Raw genomic sequence first — 16,394 nt, forward strand, 5'->3', positions numbered from 1 at the left:
GGCGGGGCCGGCTCGCTGGTGGGCGGCACGGTGCAGACCGCCGCGCAGGCCGCGGCTCCGTCGCTGTCGAAGATCTCCAACCCCCTGGACGGCATCGAACAGTCGGTGCGCAACCAGGCGGCCGGCCAGGACCCGCAGGCGGCCAAGGACGCCGCCGTGGCCGCCATCCGGGCGCTGTTCACCGGTGACCCGGCCCAGAAGGCCCAGGCCGAGACCCGCGCGGCCGACGCCCTGGCCAAGGCCCAGGGCATCCCGGTCGACCAGGCCAAGGCCCAGATCCAGGACTACCGCAAGCAGTACGACGAGACCGTCGCGACCGCCAAGGCGAAGGCGGAAGCCGCGGCCGTCGCCGCCAAGTCCGCCGCNCAAGGCCCAGATCCAGGACTACCGCAAGCAGTACGACGAGACCGTCGCGACCGCCAAGGCGAAGGCGGAAGCCGCGGCCGTCGCCGCCAAGTCCGCCGCMACCCAGGGCGCCTTCTACGGCGCGCTCGCCCTGATCCTGGGCGCCCTCGCCGGCTTCCTCGGCGGACGCCTCGGCGCCCCCAAGCGCCTCACCCTCGCCGACAGCGTCGACGCCCGCCGCGTCTGAGCCCATCCCGGCCGGTCCCCGCGACCGGCCGGCCAACCCATCCCAGTCATCCGAACACAAGGAGACATCCCATGAGCAGCACCACCGACAAGCTGAAGGGTCTCGCCAACGAGGCGGCCGGCAACGTCAAGCAGGCCGCCGGCAAGGTCACGGGCAACGACAAGCTCGTGGTCGAAGGCAAGGCCCAGGAGCTCAAGGGCGAGGCCCAGCGCACCGTCGGCGAAGCCAAGGACGGCATCGCCTCGGCCGTCGATAAGGTCACCGGCAAGCACTGATCCCGGACGGCGGCCGAAGCCCCGACCAAGGTCCCGCCGCCCCTCATCCCCCTCGAACCCAGGAGTTTCCCCATGAATGGAGACCAGTTCCGCGGCGCCTCGCGCCACCTCAGGGGCCGTGCCCAGACCGTGGTCGGCGGCATCACCGGTGATCCGGCGCGCCAAGTGCGCGGCGCCGTGAACCAGGTGGCCGGCGGTGCCCAGTACGCCTACGGTCGCGCCCGCGACCGGGCCGAGGATCTCATCGACGACGGGCGCGACATCGCCCACGAGGTGCGCGACCGCGCCAGGAACCTGATCGAGGACGGGCGTCACCTCGTCGACGAGACGCGCGACCGGGCGGGAAACCTCATCGATGACGGTCGCGCCTTCGCCCATCACGCGGCCAAGCGCGGATCGACTTACGGCCGACAGGCCGTGCGCTACGCCGACGACAACCGCGCCTCCGCGCTCCTCGGCCTCGCCGCCGTCGCCTTCGCGGTGGGCTGGCTGTCCCGTCGCAATCGTTGATCCCGCAGTCCCGGAGACCATCCCATGATCCGCAAGCTCCTCACCGCCTTCCTGCTTCCGAAGGTCATCGCCTATGTCAGCCGCCGGTTCGGCGGGCGTTCCGCCGTCCCGCCGAACCGGCGCGGCTACTGAGCCCATCCCCAGCGCACCTCCACCATCCGTCAGGAGACACCTCACGATGAAGCTGACCCTCGCCCTTGCCGCCACCGTCGCCGCTGCCCTGGTCGGGCTCCCGGCCCAGGCAGCCCCGACGACGGGCGGCCCAGCCGTCGAGGCCCTGGCGCACGCGGATGTACCGACTGCGTACATGCAGTTTCGCCGGTACGGTCACCGTCACGGCTGGCGCGGTGGGCGCGGCTACGGTCGGGGCTACGGCTACCGGCGCGGCTACGGCTATCGCCGGGGACCCGGCGTGGGCGCGGCGGTCGGCGCCGGCGTGGCCGGCCTCGCCGCGGGCGCGATCATCGGTGGGGCGATCGCGAATTCGCAGGCCCAGGCCGCTCCGCGCGGGGTGCCGGCCGAGGCCGTGGCCGCCTGTGCCCGCCGTTTCCGCTCCTACGATGCGGCCAGCGGAACCTATCTCGGCAACGACGGCGAACGGCATTCCTGCCCGTAGGGCTCGACGATGGCCGGTTCGAAGGACGCGACGGGGGGACGGAGCCCCGGGCGGGCGGGAGCGAACGACCTTCGATGAAGTTCGCCAAGGTCCTCCTGCGCCCGGAGCTCGTGTTCCTGCTGCTCACCGTCTTCCTCGGTCTCGCGGCGGGGGTGGCCTACTGGGTCTCCCGCGCCACGGTTCTGACGGTGGCGGTGGCGCCCCGGGACGGAACCGAGCCGGCCCTGATCCAGGCCTATGCCGACGCCCTCGCCAAGCGCCACAAGGAGATCCGCCTCAAGGTCCTGGCCCTCGACGACGTGCGCGACAGCGCCGCCGCCCTCCAGGAGGGACGGGCCGACCTCGCTGTCGTGCGTCCCGACGTCGACCTGCCCGACAACGGCCTGACCCTGGCGATCCTGCGGGACCAAGCGATGATCATCGCCTCACCGGAAGGCTCCGGGCTGACCCGGTTCCCGCAGCTCGAGCGCAAGCGCCTCGCCATCCTGGCCCATCGCGACGCAGACCAGGCGCTCATCAAGGCCATGGTCGAGCATTACGGCCTGACTCTTCTCGACAAGGAGCCCGACGGCCCGGTGCCGCCGCGCCACGTGGCGCTGGTGGAGATGACGGAGGCGGAGCTCGCGGGCGCCTTCACCCGCAAGCGGATCGACGCGGTGGTCTCGGTGATCGCCCCGACCTCGCCCACCGCCCAGCGCATCGTCGGCATCGTGCAGGGGGTGAGCCGGAGCGGGAAGGTCGCCTTCGTCGACGTGGAGAACGCCGACGCCATCATCGCGCGCCTGCCGCGCCTCCAGGCCGTGACGATGCCGGCCGAGACCTTCGGCGGCAGTCCGAAGGTGCCGGCCGAGGATGTCCATACCGTGGGGGCCTCCTACCGCCTGATGGCCCGCACCACCCTCTCCCGACCGGTCGCGGCCGACGTCACCCAGCACCTGTTCGAGATGCGCAGCGGCATGGCCAACGTGACGCCGGCGGCCGACTACGTGCAGGCGCCGAACTACGACAGCACGGCGGGCGCGACGAGCGCGCGGCTGCCGATCCATCCCGGCGCCGTCGACTTCTTCGAGCGCGAGCAGCAGGGCTTCGTCGAGCGTTACGAGACCTGGATCTACCTCGTCGCCTTCCTCGGCGGCGGCATCGGCTCGGCGCTCGCCTGGGTCGGGCAGCGCCTGTCGCGCCTGCGCCGCGAGCGCATCGAGGAGGCCACCGATCGTCTGCTGGAGATCCGGCAGGAGGCCCAGGACAGCGCCGACGCGCCGCGTCTGGAACAGCTCGCCCGCGAGATCGACGATCTGGCCGGCGACATCGCCAAGCACGCCCTCGAACGCCCGACCGAGGCCCGCACCCTGTCGGCGGCCGCCATCGCCATCGATGCGGCCCGCTCCACGGTCAAGCGCACCATCGCCGCCAGCCAGTATGCCGCCGAGCCGAGCGATCTGGCCGGGCGCACGACATCGACGGAGGCCGCCGCGGCGGGCTGACGACGCGAGCCTGGATCGTTGCCGGTCCGGCCCTTCTCGCCCCCCCAAACCTGTTCACTTCTCAAGACCTGTTCACCCCCACAAACGGAGACCTCCGATGAGCAAGGGCTACCCCTCGATGACCGCGCTGCTGGGCCTTCTGGCCGTGGCCGGCTACCAGAACCGCGACAAGCTCGCCGAGCTGYTGAAGGGCCACGAGCCCACCGCACCCCAACGCACCGTCCCACCGATCCCGAACACAGCCTCCACCGGCACGGCCACCGGCAGCGGCGGCCTCGGCAATCTAGCCGGGCTTCTGGGCGGCGTTAAGCCTCAGCGCACCCGGGGCCGAGCTGCTGAAGGGCCACGAGCCCACCGCACCCCAACGCACCGTCCCACCGATCCCGAACACAGCCTCCACCGGCACGGCCACCGGCAGCGGCGGCCTCGGCAATCTRGCCGGGCTTCTGGGCGGCGTCGGCACCGCCGGGGTCGGCGGCCTGATCGCCAGCGGCCTGAGCGAGCTCGTCGACCACTTCACCAAGGGCGGCCACGGCGAGACCGCGAACTCCTGGGTCAGCCACGGCCCCAACCGCGACATCCCCGAGGSGGATCTCGAGCGGGCCATCGGCTCGGACACCCTCGACCACCTCACCCAGCAGACCGGCCTGAGCCGCGGCGCGCTCCTCTCCCGGCTCTCGCGCGAGCTGCCCTCGGCCATCGACCGCTACGCCGCCGACGGCCGTCGCCCGGCCTGACAGACCGGCCTGAGCCGCGGCGCGCTCCTCTCCCGGCTCTCGCGCGAGCTGCCCTCGGCCATCGACCGCTACGCCGCCGACGGCCGTCGCCCGGCCTGAGGTCCAGCAGGGATACGGCCGGCGTCGCCCGAGGGCGCCGGTCGCCCCATCGGTGCGGGGTGGGGCGAGGATCGGTGTGCCGGTTCCTCCGCCGGGTCAGCTGTCGGCGCGGCCTTTCGCACCCTTGCCCCGGCTCGGCGTCGCAGACCGCCCGCCACCGGTCCGGCGCCTCACCACCTGGCGCAGGATGGCGGAGACCTGATCAGCCGAGTAGGGCTTCTGCAGCAACGCGAATCCATGCGCGCCTTCCTCGGCCAGCAAGTGGCTGTAGCCGGAGGCCAGGACCACGGGCAGGTGCGGCAGACGCCGCCGCAACAGCTTGGCGAGCTCTATCCCGCCCATGCCCGGCATGACCACGTCGGAGAACACAACGTCGAAACCGCCGCCATCCGGCCCGATGCGGTCCAACGCCTCCTCCGCGTTGGCCGCCCAGGTCGTCGCGTAGCCGAGGTCCTGCAGGATCTGGGTCGCGAACCGCCCGACCTCGATATTGTCCTCGACCACCAGGACGCGCTGGCCGGCGCCGCCCGGCTCCAGAGCCGCCGTTGCGGAACCGTCCTCGGCCACGACGAAGTTCATCTCCGCCTCGGGCAGGTAGAGTGTGAACGTCGTGCCCCGGCCCGGCTCGCTCGCGACGGCCACGTCGCCACCCGACTGCTTGGCGAAGCCGAACACCTGGGACAAGCCGAGGCCCGTGCCCTTGCCGACCGCCTTCGTGGTGAAGAACGGCTCGAAGATCCGGGTGAGGACGTCGGCGGCGATGCCCGTGCCCGTGTCGGTGAGCGAGACCGCTGCGAAGGGCCCGGGGGCCCCGGCATGGCCGCGAATGGACGGGAGCGGCACGCCGCAATCCAGCCGCAGGGTCAGGGTTCCTTCGCCCTCCATCGCGTCCCGGGCGTTGACCGCCATGTTCACGAGGGCGGTCTCGAACTGACTGACGTCCACCCGCACGCAGCAGGGATGGTCGGGCAGCTCCGTCCGGACCGCGATGCGCGCCCCCGTCACGGTATCGAGCAGGTCCGCGACGCTGCGCAGCCGGCTGCCGACGTCCACCGTCTCCGGCTTCAGGGTCTGGCGCCGCGCGAAGGCGAGGAGCTGTCCCGTCAGCTTGGCCGCCCGGTCCACCGTGTCGGATACTGCGTTGAGGTAGCGGGCCCTGCGCGCCTCCGCGAGATCCGGCCGGCGCAGGAAGTCAACCGAGGACCGGATGATGGTCAGCAGGTTGTTGAAATCGTGCGCGACCCCTCCGGTCAATTGCCCGATTGCCTCCAGCTTCTGGGACTGGCGCAAGGCTTCCTCGGCCTGCTGCAGCGCCTGGCCCTGGGTCTTCTCCGCGGTGACGTCCCGCCCATAGGCGTAAACGAGCCCCCCCTCCACGGAGGTCCGCCATGAGATCCAGCGCGCGGTGCCGTCCGCGTGGCGGTAGCGATTCTCGAAGTTGTTGAGGTGGTCGGCAGCCGCGGCCTGAGACAAAGCCGCCTCGGTGAAGACCGCATCCTCCGGCCAGACGAACGCCAGGAAGCTGCGCCCGACCACGTCCGACGGATGCTGGCCCAGGATCGCCTCCCAGGCCGGGTTCACCGCCCGGAAGACACCGTCGGACCCGATGACGACGAGGAGGTCGCGCGAGTTGCGCCAGACCCGGTCGCGCTCGGCAGTGCGTTCGGCGACCCGCTGCTCCAAGGCCTCGTTGAAGCCGACGAGTTCGGCCATCACCCGCTTCTGGTCGTCGATGTCGGTGCTGGTGCCGACCCAGCGCAGGACGGTGCCGTCGCCGGCCAGCACCGGCTGCGCCCGCGCCAGGAACCAGCGATAGGCGCCGTCCCCGCGCCGGAGACGATATTCGCACTGGTATTCCGACAGAGAGGCGACGGTCTCGCCCCACCGCTTGGCCACGCGGGCCCGGTCGTCCGGATGGATGATGGCGAGCCATCCCGCCGCGTCGAGGGTTCCGGGCCGCAACGCGCTGTAGGCGTAAACCCGCTCGTTGAACCAGTCAGCGGCGCCGGCCGCATCGGTGGTCCAGACGAGGTTGGGCAGCACCTGCGACAGGACGCGAAACTGCTCTTCGCTGGCGCGCAGGGCCTCCTCGGACCGCTTGCGGGCGGTGATCTCGAGGGCGGTCCCGAGCACGCGCACGCAGCGGTCGCCCTCGAAGAGGCCGCGCCCCTTGGCGGCGACCCAGCGGACCAGTCCGTCCGCCTGGCCCACGGTCCGGTACTCGACATCGTAGACGGCGCGGCGCGCAGGATCGAGCGCAGCGGTGAAGGCCGCCATCGTCGCCTCGCGGTCGTCGGGATGCAGGCCGGCGAGAAACTCCGCGCCCGAGACCGGGGCGTCGGACGACATGCCGAACATCGCCTTCACCCGCTGCGGCCAGAAGGCCGTGTCGTTCACGACGTCCACGTCCCAGAAGCCGATGTGGGAAGCCTCGCTCGCAAGGCGCAGGCGCGCTTCCGTCTCGCCGAGGTCCGCCTGCGCCGCGATCTGCGCCCTCGTCTCGGCGCAGGCGCAGAACACACCGACGACCCTGTCCGCGTCGTCCCGCAGGGGCGAGTAGGAGACCGTGAAGGACGCCGACTCCGCGTCGCCGCCCCGCTCGATCACGAACGGCATGTTCTCGGACAAGGTCGCCTCGCCGGCGAGGGCGCGCGCGACCATGGGCTCAACCTCGCTCCACACACCCGAAAAGACCTCGCGAAAAGACCGGCCGAGGGGGGCCGGATGCCGGAGCCCGAGAATCTCGGCAAAGGCGTCGTTGTAGAGGACGGCAAGTTCGGTCCCCACGGCCGCGAACATCGGAAAGCGCGAGCCCAGCATCAGGCTCACGGTCGCGCGCAGACCGGCCGGCCAGGTCTCCGGTCGTCCGAGGGAGAAACAGGACCAGTTGTGCGTGCGCAGCCTCGCCGCTATCTCGCTGCCCCCCGCGAGACAGGCCGGTGCCGCCTCGGGCCCTGCGGCGGGCCCGTCCTCCTCCGATCCGCCCTGCACGACCCACACCTCACCGCGACGCCTTTGCCCACCCGCTTCCGGAGAGTCCTCCGCGCGCCGTGCCGCAGGCACCGCTGGACGGCACCGGTCCGCGCGCGACGGACGCTTGCCGGCCTACGCGGCGATGGAAACGGCGCGCCACCGCTTCGGGGACTCTTCATGCCAGGTTTCGTCCTGCGTATCCGGCACGTCGTCGTCGCACCGCCCCGTACGCACAAGCGGGTTCGCGACGCGGCGTCCGCCAGGGACCACGCGCGAGACCGGTCGGACGGCTATGCCGCTCACCCGGATCGGCATGCCCCGGTGGCGGGTCCGCAGGACACGAGGGCGCGCCAGAGTTCCCGTCCTCAGGCCGTCCGGCCGACGCCCGACGCGTTGCCGACCCGCTCCGCCGCGAAGCGCTCGCGCAGCCAGGCCGCGGCCGGTCCGCAGGGGCGCTGCTTGTGCCAGACCAGTTCCAGGGCGATGGGCCAGTCGCCCTGATCGAATTGCAGATCCGGCGTGACGAGATCGGGCGCCGTCTGCGACGCGGCGATGACGTGGTCCGTGACGAAGGCCCAACCGATCCCGTGCTTGACCATCTCGAGGATGACCCAGTGGCTCTCCACCCACCACACCTCGGCGGCCACCCGCAGGCGGCGCTTTTCGGGCCCGTCGCTGCGCGCGGCGACGAGGATCTGGCGATGCCGTTTCAACTCCTCCCACGCCACCCGCGCCTTCGCCAGGGGATGGTCGCGCCCGCAGACGAGCTTGAGGGGCACCCAGCCGATGGTCTGGAAGCCGAGTTCCGTGGGCAGCACCTCCTGGCGCCACATCACGCCGAGGTCGGCCGCCCCCGATTGCACCATGCGGCTGACATCCTCCATCAGCGGGAAGAGCAGTTCCAGCTCGACGAAGGGGAAGTGCCGCGCGAAGTCCGCGAACAGCGCGCCGAGGGCGTGCTCGGGATAGAGTTCGTCGATGGCGACCACGAGCCGGTTCTCCACCCCCTGCTCCAGACTGCGCGCCACGCCGACGAGGTGCTCGCGCCGCTCGAGCACCACGCGGGCCTCCAGCAACAGCCGCTCGCCTGCCGGGGTCAATACGGGATTGCGGCCCGCTCGGCTGAACAGGACGACACCGAGATCGGCCTCCAGGTTCGCCACCTGGGTGCTGACGGCCGACTGGGCTTTCCGCAGCACGCGGGCCGCGCCCGAGAAAGATCCGGCCTCGGCCGCCGCCACGAATGCCTGAAGTTGATCGAGCGAGACCATGATCCATCCGGTTTTCCGATACGTTCTAACTTGCGGCTCGGTGTATGGCAGATAGAAGACGCCGGACCAAAGGGACCGTTTTCGGGAAACATCATGCGCACGACTCGCGATCGCATCCGCCACGCCATCCTGTTCGAGGTGCTGGGGCTCGCCCTGATCATCCCGCTCGGGACGTTGCTGTTCGGGCTGCAGGCCTCGGCCATGGGCGTGATCGGCGTAGGCAGCGCCCTGGCCGCGATGGTGTGGAACTACCTCTACAACCTCGGCTTCGACCGGACGATGCAGCGCGTCGTCGGGCATACCCGCAAGAGCCTCATGCTGCGGGTGGCGCATGCGGTGCTGTTCGAGGCGGGGCTTCTCGTGATCCTGTTGCCGCCGATCGCTTGGTATCTCGGCATCGGCTTCACCGAAGCCTTCTTCATGGATCTCGCGATCGCAGCCTTCTATGTGGCCTACGCCTTCGTCTTCAACCTGGCCTACGACGTGACCTTCCCGGTGAAGACCTGGGGCGACCCGGCGCCGGCGCCGTCTCTCTGAGCGCACCGCCGCCGATGCCCTTCATCGGTTCGGCGGACAGGGGGGCACCCTGTCCGCCGCACGGAGCCGGGGTCGATCCCGGGCGGAAACCGACGCGCGGTCGGGAGCGGATCCGGGCCGTTGCACCGCCCTCGGCCGGACCGCGACCCACCTCGCGCGCGAACGCTCCCGCAAAGTGCGCTCAGCGCTTGAACTTGCCGTCGTACTTGAACTCGGGGGCGGCCTTCAGGGCGTCCTTGCTGGCATTCACCGAGGCCTTCCACTTTTTCGCCCCGGCGTCGTAGGTCAGCGCCACCGAGGACGGATCGACCACCACGTAGCGTTCGCCCACACCGAGGAAGCCGCCGACGGACATGACGTAGCCGGTGAGCCTGCCCTTCTCGATGACGAGATCCTTGATCTCGCCGACATTGCTGTTGGTGCCGTCGACGACGTTGAGGCCGATGAGGTTGTAGCTCAGCACGGCGTCCTGCGGGACGGGGGCAAACTTCACGGTGGCCGGCGGCGTGGGAGCCTCGTCCTTGGCGAGAACGGGACCAGTCAGCGCCGTAACGGCGGCGAGGGCGAGAACGAGGCGACGCATGGGGAACTCCTGTTTCCCGGAACGGGGACCGGAAATAGCTGGACGCGACGAAGCGTTCCGCATCGCGGACGGGATTTTGTCCTGGAACTAAATCGGATCGGCCGCTCGCCAAAACCCCGGACGCTCCGCTGGGCGGAAAGTGACCCACGCTCGAGCCGAACAGCCCTTCCCGATGTTGGGCGGCGCCGACGAAGCCGCGCCGTCCTGGTCCGGCGGCACGGTCACGACCGTGGAGGCGAGAATGTCCAACCGCCGGCCGGGCCGCAGCGTAAGTATCGGCCACCCTCGGTGAGGCCGCAACACGCCCGTTCCTCCAACGAGGGAACCAGGAGGCCCTCCGCCCCTGGGGTCCGCGTGATTCGCGCGATCATCGAACCTGCCCACGTCAGCACAAACGCTCCGGGCCGATACCGTCCACGGCGTGAACACACGTGAACACTGTGCCGCATCCGGCATCGATCGCGGATCACCGGTCCGACTCTACGGACGGTCCTGATCGGTCCAACGAATTATTGAGCGACTTCTGTCAGCATGAGGGGCCACGCCAAAAGATGAGCCTGAATACACAGACCATCAAATCGCCGTGATAGCGTGTCCGTTCTTTGCAGGCCCGCTATAATTCCTCGGGTTATTGCCTCCAATAGCGCGGAGCGCTCCGGGGGCGTTTCCGGGCAAGCGCTTTTCGAGCAGACGCTCCCGACGACGAGGAAGAGGACGCCGCGTTGACCATCGCCGATTCCAAAAATCTGAACACCGAGACCTTCGAGATGCAGGGGAAATGCCCCTTCGGCGGCGACCGCATCGGTGGCGCCGTGGGCAGTCCGCCGGCGCTCTCGGATTGGTATCCCAACCGTCTGAAGGTCGAGCTCCTTCATCAGAACGGCCCGCAGGCCAATCCCCTGGGCGAGGACTTCGATTACAAGGCGGCGTTCGAGGCACTGGATCTCGATGCGGTGAAGCGGGACATCAAGGCCTTCCTCACGACATCCGTCGCGTGGTGGCCGTCCGACTACGGCAATTACGGCCCGCAGATGATCCGCATGGCCTGGCATGCGGCGGGCACCTACCGGATCGCGGACGGTCGGGGCGGAGCCGGCGAGGCGCTCCAGCGCTTCGCGCCGATCAACAGCTGGTGGGACAACGGCAACACCGACAAGTCCCGGCGCCTGATCTGGCCGATCAAGCAGAAGTACGGAAGCGCCCTGTCGTGGGGCGACCTGATGGTCCTGACCGGCAATTGCGCCCTGGAGATCATGGGCTTCCCGACCTACGGCTTTGCCGGCGGACGTCAGGACGCGTGGGAAGCCGACAACGCGACCTACTGGGGACCCGAGATCTGGGACCCGAACGACGTCGCGTCGTTCGACAGCATGGTGAGCCGCGACAAGCGCTGGCGTGGCCAGAACGGCGATACGGATTACGATCTCGAAAATCCGTTGGCCGCATCGCACCAGGCGCTGATCTACGTCAATCCCGAAGGCCCCTACGCGAACGGAGACCCGATGGGGTCCGCGCGCGACATCCGCACGACCTTCACCCGCATGGCGATGAACGACGAGGAGACCGTGGCGCTGATCGCCGGCGGCCATGCCTTCGGGAAGAGCCACGGAATGGTGTCGGGCGATCAGGTCGGCCCACCGCCGGAAATTGCTCCGATGGAGGCGATGGGCCTGGGCTGGCACAACCCCAAGGGCACGGGTTTCGCCCAGTACACGATGACCAACGGCATCGAGGGCAGCTGGACGCCGAACCCGACCCAGTGGGACAACGCCTACTTGGAGAACCTCTTCAAGTTCGAATGGGTGCAGACCAAGAGTCCGGCCGGTGCATCGCAATGGACGCCGGCCGATCCGGACGCGCCAAAGACCCCGGACGCGCATGTACCGGGCCAGATGCATGGTCTGATGATGATGACCAGCGACATCGCCCTGAAGGTCGACCCGGACTACCGCAAGGTGTGCGAGAAGTTTCTCAATGACTTCGATGCGTTCACCCTGGCCTTCTCGAAGGCTTGGTACAAGCTGACCCACCGCGACATGGGTCCGAAGGAGCGCTACCTCGGCCCCGAGGTCAAGATCGAGGACGATCTGCTTTGGCAGGATCCGATCCCGCCCCGCGATCACGACCTCATCGACGACGGCGACATCGCCGCGCTGAAGCGTGAGATCCTGGCGACGGGCCTGTCGGTCTCCGATCTCGCGTTCACGGCCTTCTCGGCGGCATCGACCTATCGCGACAGCGACAAGCGCGGCGGCGCCAATGGCGGTCGGCTGGCGCTCGCCCCGCAGAAGGATTGGTCGATCAACCGTCGGACCGTGCCGGTGGTGGCCGCCCTGCGGCAGATCGCCGACGCCTTCAACGGGCATCAGGCTGGCAAGCGGGTGTCGCTGGCCGATCTCATCGTGCTCGGCGGATGTGCCGCCGTCGAGAAGGCGCTCGCCGACGGTGGCCACCCCGCGACGGTGCCGTTCACGCCGGGTCGCGTCGACACCCGGCAGGAGCTGACCGACATCGAGATGTTCACGTGGCTCAAGCCCGTCGTCGACGGCTTCCGCAACTACGTGGCGGAGGACTTCGCGGCGGTCGCACCGCGCGTCTCGCCCGAGGAGCTCTTCCTGGACAAGGCGTACCTGCTGTCCCTTACGGCCCCCGAATGGGTGGCTCTGGTGGGCGGCCTCCGGGCCCTCGGAGCCAATTACGACGGCTCGCGGCACGGCATCTTCACCGATCGGGTCGGCGTGCTGTCGAACGACTTCTTCGCGAACCTGACGAGCGTCGATCTCGAATGGCGCAAGACCGACCCGAAGGGCATGACCTTCGAGCTGGTCGACCGGGCGAGCGGAGCAGCGAAGTTCACCGCGACGCGCTGCGACCTGGTGTTCGGGTCGAACGCGCAGCTCCGCTCCGTCGCCGAGGTCTATGCGGGCAGTGACGGCGAGGCCCGGTTCACGAAGGATTTCGTGAAGGTCTGGGACAAGGTGATGATGCTCGACCGCTACGACGTCCGGACGCGGTAACCCGCCCCCCGGCGTCTCGTGAGGGGAGGAGGGGCCGGGACATCCCCGTACGGATGTCCCGGCCCCGGCCGCCGTCACGACCGCAGGGTGGACTCCCCGGATCCTCTCGGCTCGCGAACCCATCGCACGGGCGCTGGCACGACGGCATTCTGCGTCGTATCCTGACGCGCGCGCACCGCGCCAACCCGACCCGGAGGCACTGACTGCCATGCGCCGGTCCCATGCCGAGAGCCACCTGATCGACCGGATCGGCTGGCTCCGCGCCGCGGTCCTCGGCGCCAATGACGGGCTCGTCTCCACCGCGAGCCTGATCGTCGGCGTGGCCGCCTCCACGGCCGCCACCGGCGAGATCCTGGTCGCCGGCACGGCCGGGCTGGTCGCCGGCGCGATGTCGATGGCGGCCGGCGAGTACGTCTCGGTCAGCTCCCAGTCTGACACCGAGCAGGCCGATCTCAGCCGTGAGCGCCGCGAGCTGGAGCAGGACCCTGCGGCCGAGCGCGCGGAACTGGCGGCGATCTACGTCGGCCGCGGCGTCGACCACGAACTCGCGCTGAAGGTGGCCGACCAGCTCATGGCCAAGGACTCGCTGGGCGCCCATGCCCGGGACGAGCTCGGCATCTCGGAGTTCACGACGGCGCGCCCGATCCAGGCCGCGCTGACCTCGGCGGCGACCTTCTCGGCCGGGGCGGCACTGCCGCTGCTCGTGGCTGCGATCTCGCCGGCGAACCTCGTGGTCACCCTCGTCTCCGCCGCCTCTCTGATGTTCCTCGCCGTTCTCGGGGCGCTCGGCGCGAAGGTCGGCGGCGCGAAGGTCCTGCGGGCGACGGCCCGCGTGGCGTTCTGGGGCGCCCTGGCGATGGCCGTCACGGCCGGCATCGGTCACCTCGTCGGCAAGGCCGTCTGATCGGCCATCGGCTTGAACCGGCCCCTGATCCGGCGACGAAAGATCGACAGCAGGGCGTCGCTGCCAGGACCGGTTTCGGTGTCGGAGACGCTGATGCGTTTCGCCCGCTTCCAGCCTCCACCGGACTCCGACGTCACGCGGACCATCGAGGCGGCCTGCCGCGCCGCCGGCATCGCGAACGGACCGATTTCCTCCAGGGGTCGCCAGCCTGCCCACCCGGCAAGCCGGGGGGACGCCCAGCCGGCGTTCACCGAGAGGAATTTCCTCTCTCGAGGCGGAGGCGGAGAACGACGGACTACGCGGAACGGTATGCGAAACTGAGCCGTTCCCTGAGCCCGGCCGGCGTCAGCCCCGATGCCGCGCCGGCAAAAACCACCTGTGAGGACGCCCATGAGGAAGTCTCTGTTCGCCGCCGCCATCCTGGCAACCCTGGGCGCCATCTCGGCCGCCCCGGCCTCTGCCACCCCCGGTGTGATCGGAGCGGTCGACGCGCCGACCGCCGTCACCGAGGTCCGGATGGACGGCATGCATGGCCATCGCGGCCATGGTCGCATGATGGGTCACCACCACATGCGCGGCCACATGATGCGTCACCACCACCGCCATCACCGGATGGGCCACCGTCACCATCGCGGCCACATGATGGGACACCACCGCGGCCACCGGATGTAAGCGAGCCCCCTGCGGGTTCCGATCGATCTGAATATGAGCGCGGACGAGAGGGTCACGGCACGCGACCGCGTGGGTGACGCTCTCGTCTCCGCCGGCGGAAATGAAGCTCCCCCGGTGCTTGTTGCGCCCGTGATGCCGGGTCGGCGCTCGATGAACCGTTACGACAGGCAGCCTTGGCGGGCAGGCTGGCCAATCCCAGCCTCGACCCCGACAGCTGTGCAGCCCGTGATCCGAATGACCCGGATCGCCGGTGCCGCGTCGGCCCCAGTGGGGGAGGTTTTTAACGGGAGAGGTGGTGGGCCCGGCAGGACTCGAACCTGCAACCAGACCGTTATGAGCGGTGTGTAGGGACCGAATTCCGCAGGGGGAAGGCTGAGAACGAAGCCGGTACCGGAACCGCTATTACGCCCTATTCCCGCCCATTCCGGTTCCGGTACGGTTCCGGTGCCGGGAGCCTCAGGCGGCCTTCGCCGCGGTCGCCAGGGACCGGCGCTCCAGGCCGAGCCGAGCCAGCCGGGCATCCCGGTTGGCCGCCGCGATCCGCAGGTCCTTGTCGCGGTGGTAGTGGACCGAGAACGCGTCGTGCAGCTCGGGCGGCGGGAGCGACCGCTTCTTGCGGCCGCCGGCGATGCCCGCCTGGTAGTCCGCCGCCCAGTGACCGTAGACTTCGGACAGGATCTTCTCGCTCATCCCGAGGTAGTGGGACGCGTCCCACGACTTGACCCCGCGCTGGAGCAACCAGGTCGCCGTCGTGTGCCGCAGCATGTGCGGGCTGCCCTGGAGCCCCGCGTCGGCGAGGGCAACGGCGAAGCCCTTGTTCACCTTCTCGACGGCCACGCCGTTGAACTCGACGACGAAGTCCCGGCTCACGCCTAGGCGCTTCCACCGGCGGACGTGGGCGAGGAGGCGGTCCGGGATCCGCACCGGTGGCTGGCGCTTGTTCGTCTCACCCTGCCCGACGGCGAGGCGGTGGAACATCCCCGTCTCCAGGTCGAGCCAGGACCTGCCCGGGATCCGCTCGAACGCCGCGGTGGCGATCGCCCCGGCCCGGGTGCCCGTGTAGATCCCGAGGAGGACGAAGCGCGTCAGGTGGCGGTGCGGGCGCTTCCGCGACAGGACCTTCTGGCCGGCGCGCGTGGGGCTGTCCTTGCGGACTGTCATGACCTCGCGCTTGCGCCACATGCCGAGCAGGAGCCGGGCAGCGTCCGGGCGCTCCAGGTGGTGCTCCCTCCGCTTCCCCTTGGCCGGCAGCGCCACCTCCACGATCTCGCGGCAATAGCCCCGGCCGCGGTGCCAGTTGATGGCGGCGCGCATGTCCTCCAGCTCGCGCCGCGCGCCCTGCGGGGTCACCGTGCGGGCCGCGTTGCCCGTCTCGTCCGGACGCGAGGACTTCCAGGCGTGGCCGCAGCGCCAGGCGACGTAGGCGTCGCAGCTGTCACCGTCGACGTCGGCGAGGCTCTTGCCCTGCCACCACTCGCCGAGCTGGAGCAGGCGGGCCATGCAGCGGCCGGCGCGCCCCTCGTAGATCGCCGGCTTGGCGTGGACGATGCCGGCCTTGGCGTCCTCGGCGCGCAGGTCCTCGACCTTTTTCTGGACAACGCGCTCGCCCCACATCAGGAGCACGTCCACCACGGCGATCTCGCCGGCGCCGCGGCCCTTCTGGACCGACGGCGCGTGCTTGCCAGTGATGTAGGCCGCCAGGGCCTCGTGGGCCCGGACCTCCTCGGCCCCGTTGAAGGCTAGGCCTTCGGCCTTCGCGGCGCCCTTGAGGCCGCGGACATCGCGCGCAAAGCATCCAACGGGGCGGCGGATCCCGCCGTCGTCCTTGATGTGCCACTGGGCAAGGCGCTCCGTGCCGCCGTCCTTGGCGACCTCGCCGGGCCTGAGCCAGAGGCGGGGTCCACTGTTCCTGCGCGGCATGCTTCCCGCCACTCCCTGATGATGCGTCGCGTGACGACGATCGACCGCCCGTGCCGCTCGGGCCGGAGGTCTCCCCGCTCGATGGCCTCGCGCAGCTGACGCTCGCTGAAGGCCGGCCACGGCCAGCCGATGCGGTCGCGGATCAGGAGCTCCGGGATCCAGATCGCGACGTCGAGCGAGAGCGGCGTGTCGTCCCCGGCCGAG

General features: G+C 70.0%; 14 protein-coding genes and 3 pseudogenes. 12 read left to right on the forward strand and 5 right to left on the reverse strand.

The annotated features are described in order from the left end of the window. From ASG63_RS27045 to ASG63_RS26525, 8 genes and pseudogenes are all read left to right on the forward strand, one after another. Positions 1–365: pseudogene (locus ASG63_RS27045) on the forward strand (PhnA-like protein); the annotation flags it as partial. Positions 366–448: 83 nt separating this feature from the next. Then, a pseudogene (locus ASG63_RS27050) lies at positions 449–592 on the forward strand (PhnA-like protein); the annotation flags it as partial. A gap of 71 nt (positions 593–663) precedes the next feature. Then, positions 664–867, forward strand: a complete 204-nt coding sequence (locus ASG63_RS14865; RefSeq protein ID WP_056217792.1) for a CsbD family protein — start codon at positions 664–666, stop codon at positions 865–867. A 72-nt stretch (positions 868–939) separates the two neighbouring features. Further along, positions 940–1,377, forward strand: a complete 438-nt coding sequence (locus ASG63_RS14870; RefSeq protein ID WP_056217793.1) for a CsbD family protein — start codon at positions 940–942, stop codon at positions 1,375–1,377. 178 nt (positions 1,378–1,555) lie between these two features. Next, positions 1,556–1,993, forward strand: a complete 438-nt coding sequence (locus ASG63_RS14875) for a BA14K family protein (protein WP_056217796.1) — start codon at positions 1,556–1,558, stop codon at positions 1,991–1,993. 74 nt (positions 1,994–2,067) lie between these two features. Continuing rightward, complete coding sequence (locus tag ASG63_RS14880) at positions 2,068–3,477, forward strand: TAXI family TRAP transporter solute-binding subunit (protein WP_056217799.1); 1,410 nt, start codon at positions 2,068–2,070, stop codon at positions 3,475–3,477. A 97-nt stretch (positions 3,478–3,574) separates the two neighbouring features. Beyond that, positions 3,575–3,676 (forward strand): annotated as a pseudogene (locus ASG63_RS27055) (YidB family protein); the annotation flags it as partial. Positions 3,677–3,857: 181 nt separating this feature from the next. Beyond that, entirely contained in the window at positions 3,858–4,214 is a 357-nt protein-coding gene (locus ASG63_RS26525) for a YidB family protein (RefSeq protein ID WP_443189796.1), read from the forward strand. Positions 4,215–4,409: 195 nt separating this feature from the next. Here ASG63_RS26525 and ASG63_RS14890 read toward each other — a convergent pair whose 3' ends face one another. Both ASG63_RS14890 and ASG63_RS14895 read right to left on the reverse strand, forming a co-directional pair. Then, positions 4,410–7,304 carry a hybrid sensor histidine kinase/response regulator gene (locus ASG63_RS14890; protein WP_244479922.1) on the reverse strand — a complete coding sequence of 965 codons (2,895 nt, stop codon included), beginning with the start codon at positions 7,302–7,304 and terminating at the stop codon, positions 4,410–4,412. A gap of 347 nt (positions 7,305–7,651) precedes the next feature. Continuing rightward, on the reverse strand, positions 7,652–8,560 hold the full coding sequence (locus tag ASG63_RS14895; RefSeq protein ID WP_056217871.1) for a LysR family transcriptional regulator: 909 nt from the start codon (positions 8,558–8,560) through the stop codon (positions 7,652–7,654). 90 nt (positions 8,561–8,650) lie between these two features. Here ASG63_RS14895 and ASG63_RS14900 point away from each other — a divergent pair, with 90 nt between their 5' ends. Continuing rightward, entirely contained in the window at positions 8,651–9,094 is a 444-nt protein-coding gene (locus tag ASG63_RS14900; protein WP_056217874.1) for a PACE efflux transporter, read from the forward strand. 181 nt (positions 9,095–9,275) lie between these two features. Here the strand turns inward: ASG63_RS14900 and ASG63_RS14905 are convergent, their stop codons facing one another. Next, positions 9,276–9,677 carry a PRC-barrel domain-containing protein gene (locus ASG63_RS14905; protein WP_056217803.1) on the reverse strand — a complete coding sequence of 134 codons (402 nt, stop codon included), beginning with the start codon at positions 9,675–9,677 and terminating at the stop codon, positions 9,276–9,278. A 767-nt stretch (positions 9,678–10,444) separates the two neighbouring features. On the opposite strand from ASG63_RS14905, the gene katG reads away from it, so the two are divergent. Both katG and ASG63_RS14915 read left to right on the forward strand, forming a co-directional pair. After that, positions 10,445–12,694 (forward strand): catalase/peroxidase HPI, encoded by a 2,250-nt coding sequence (gene katG / locus ASG63_RS14910; RefSeq protein WP_056217877.1) that lies wholly within the window; start codon positions 10,445–10,447, stop codon positions 12,692–12,694. A gap of 208 nt (positions 12,695–12,902) precedes the next feature. After that, a complete protein-coding gene (locus tag ASG63_RS14915; RefSeq protein WP_056217808.1) occupies positions 12,903–13,598 on the forward strand; it encodes a VIT1/CCC1 transporter family protein in 696 nt (231 codons plus the stop codon). Here the strand turns inward: ASG63_RS14915 and ASG63_RS14920 are convergent. Further along, positions 13,574–13,849, reverse strand: a complete 276-nt coding sequence (locus ASG63_RS14920) for a hypothetical protein (protein ID WP_156394201.1) — start codon at positions 13,847–13,849, stop codon at positions 13,574–13,576. The two genes, ASG63_RS14915 and ASG63_RS14920, sit on opposite strands and share 25 nt — an antisense overlap. A 139-nt stretch (positions 13,850–13,988) precedes the next feature. On the opposite strand from ASG63_RS14920, the gene ASG63_RS14925 reads away from it, so the two are divergent. After that, complete coding sequence (locus ASG63_RS14925) at positions 13,989–14,270, forward strand: hypothetical protein (RefSeq protein WP_056217815.1); 282 nt, start codon at positions 13,989–13,991, stop codon at positions 14,268–14,270. 456 nt (positions 14,271–14,726) lie between these two features. Here the strand turns inward: ASG63_RS14925 and ASG63_RS14930 are convergent, their stop codons facing one another. Next, positions 14,727–16,190 (reverse strand): integrase, encoded by a 1,464-nt coding sequence (locus tag ASG63_RS14930; protein ID WP_056217818.1) that lies wholly within the window; start codon positions 16,188–16,190, stop codon positions 14,727–14,729. Between the last annotated feature and the right edge of the window lie 204 nt (positions 16,191–16,394).

Origin of the sequence: Methylobacterium sp. Leaf94 (assembly GCF_001426045.1) — a bacterium.
In the GTDB taxonomy this organism is placed as follows: Bacteria; Pseudomonadota; Alphaproteobacteria; order Rhizobiales; family Beijerinckiaceae; genus Methylobacterium.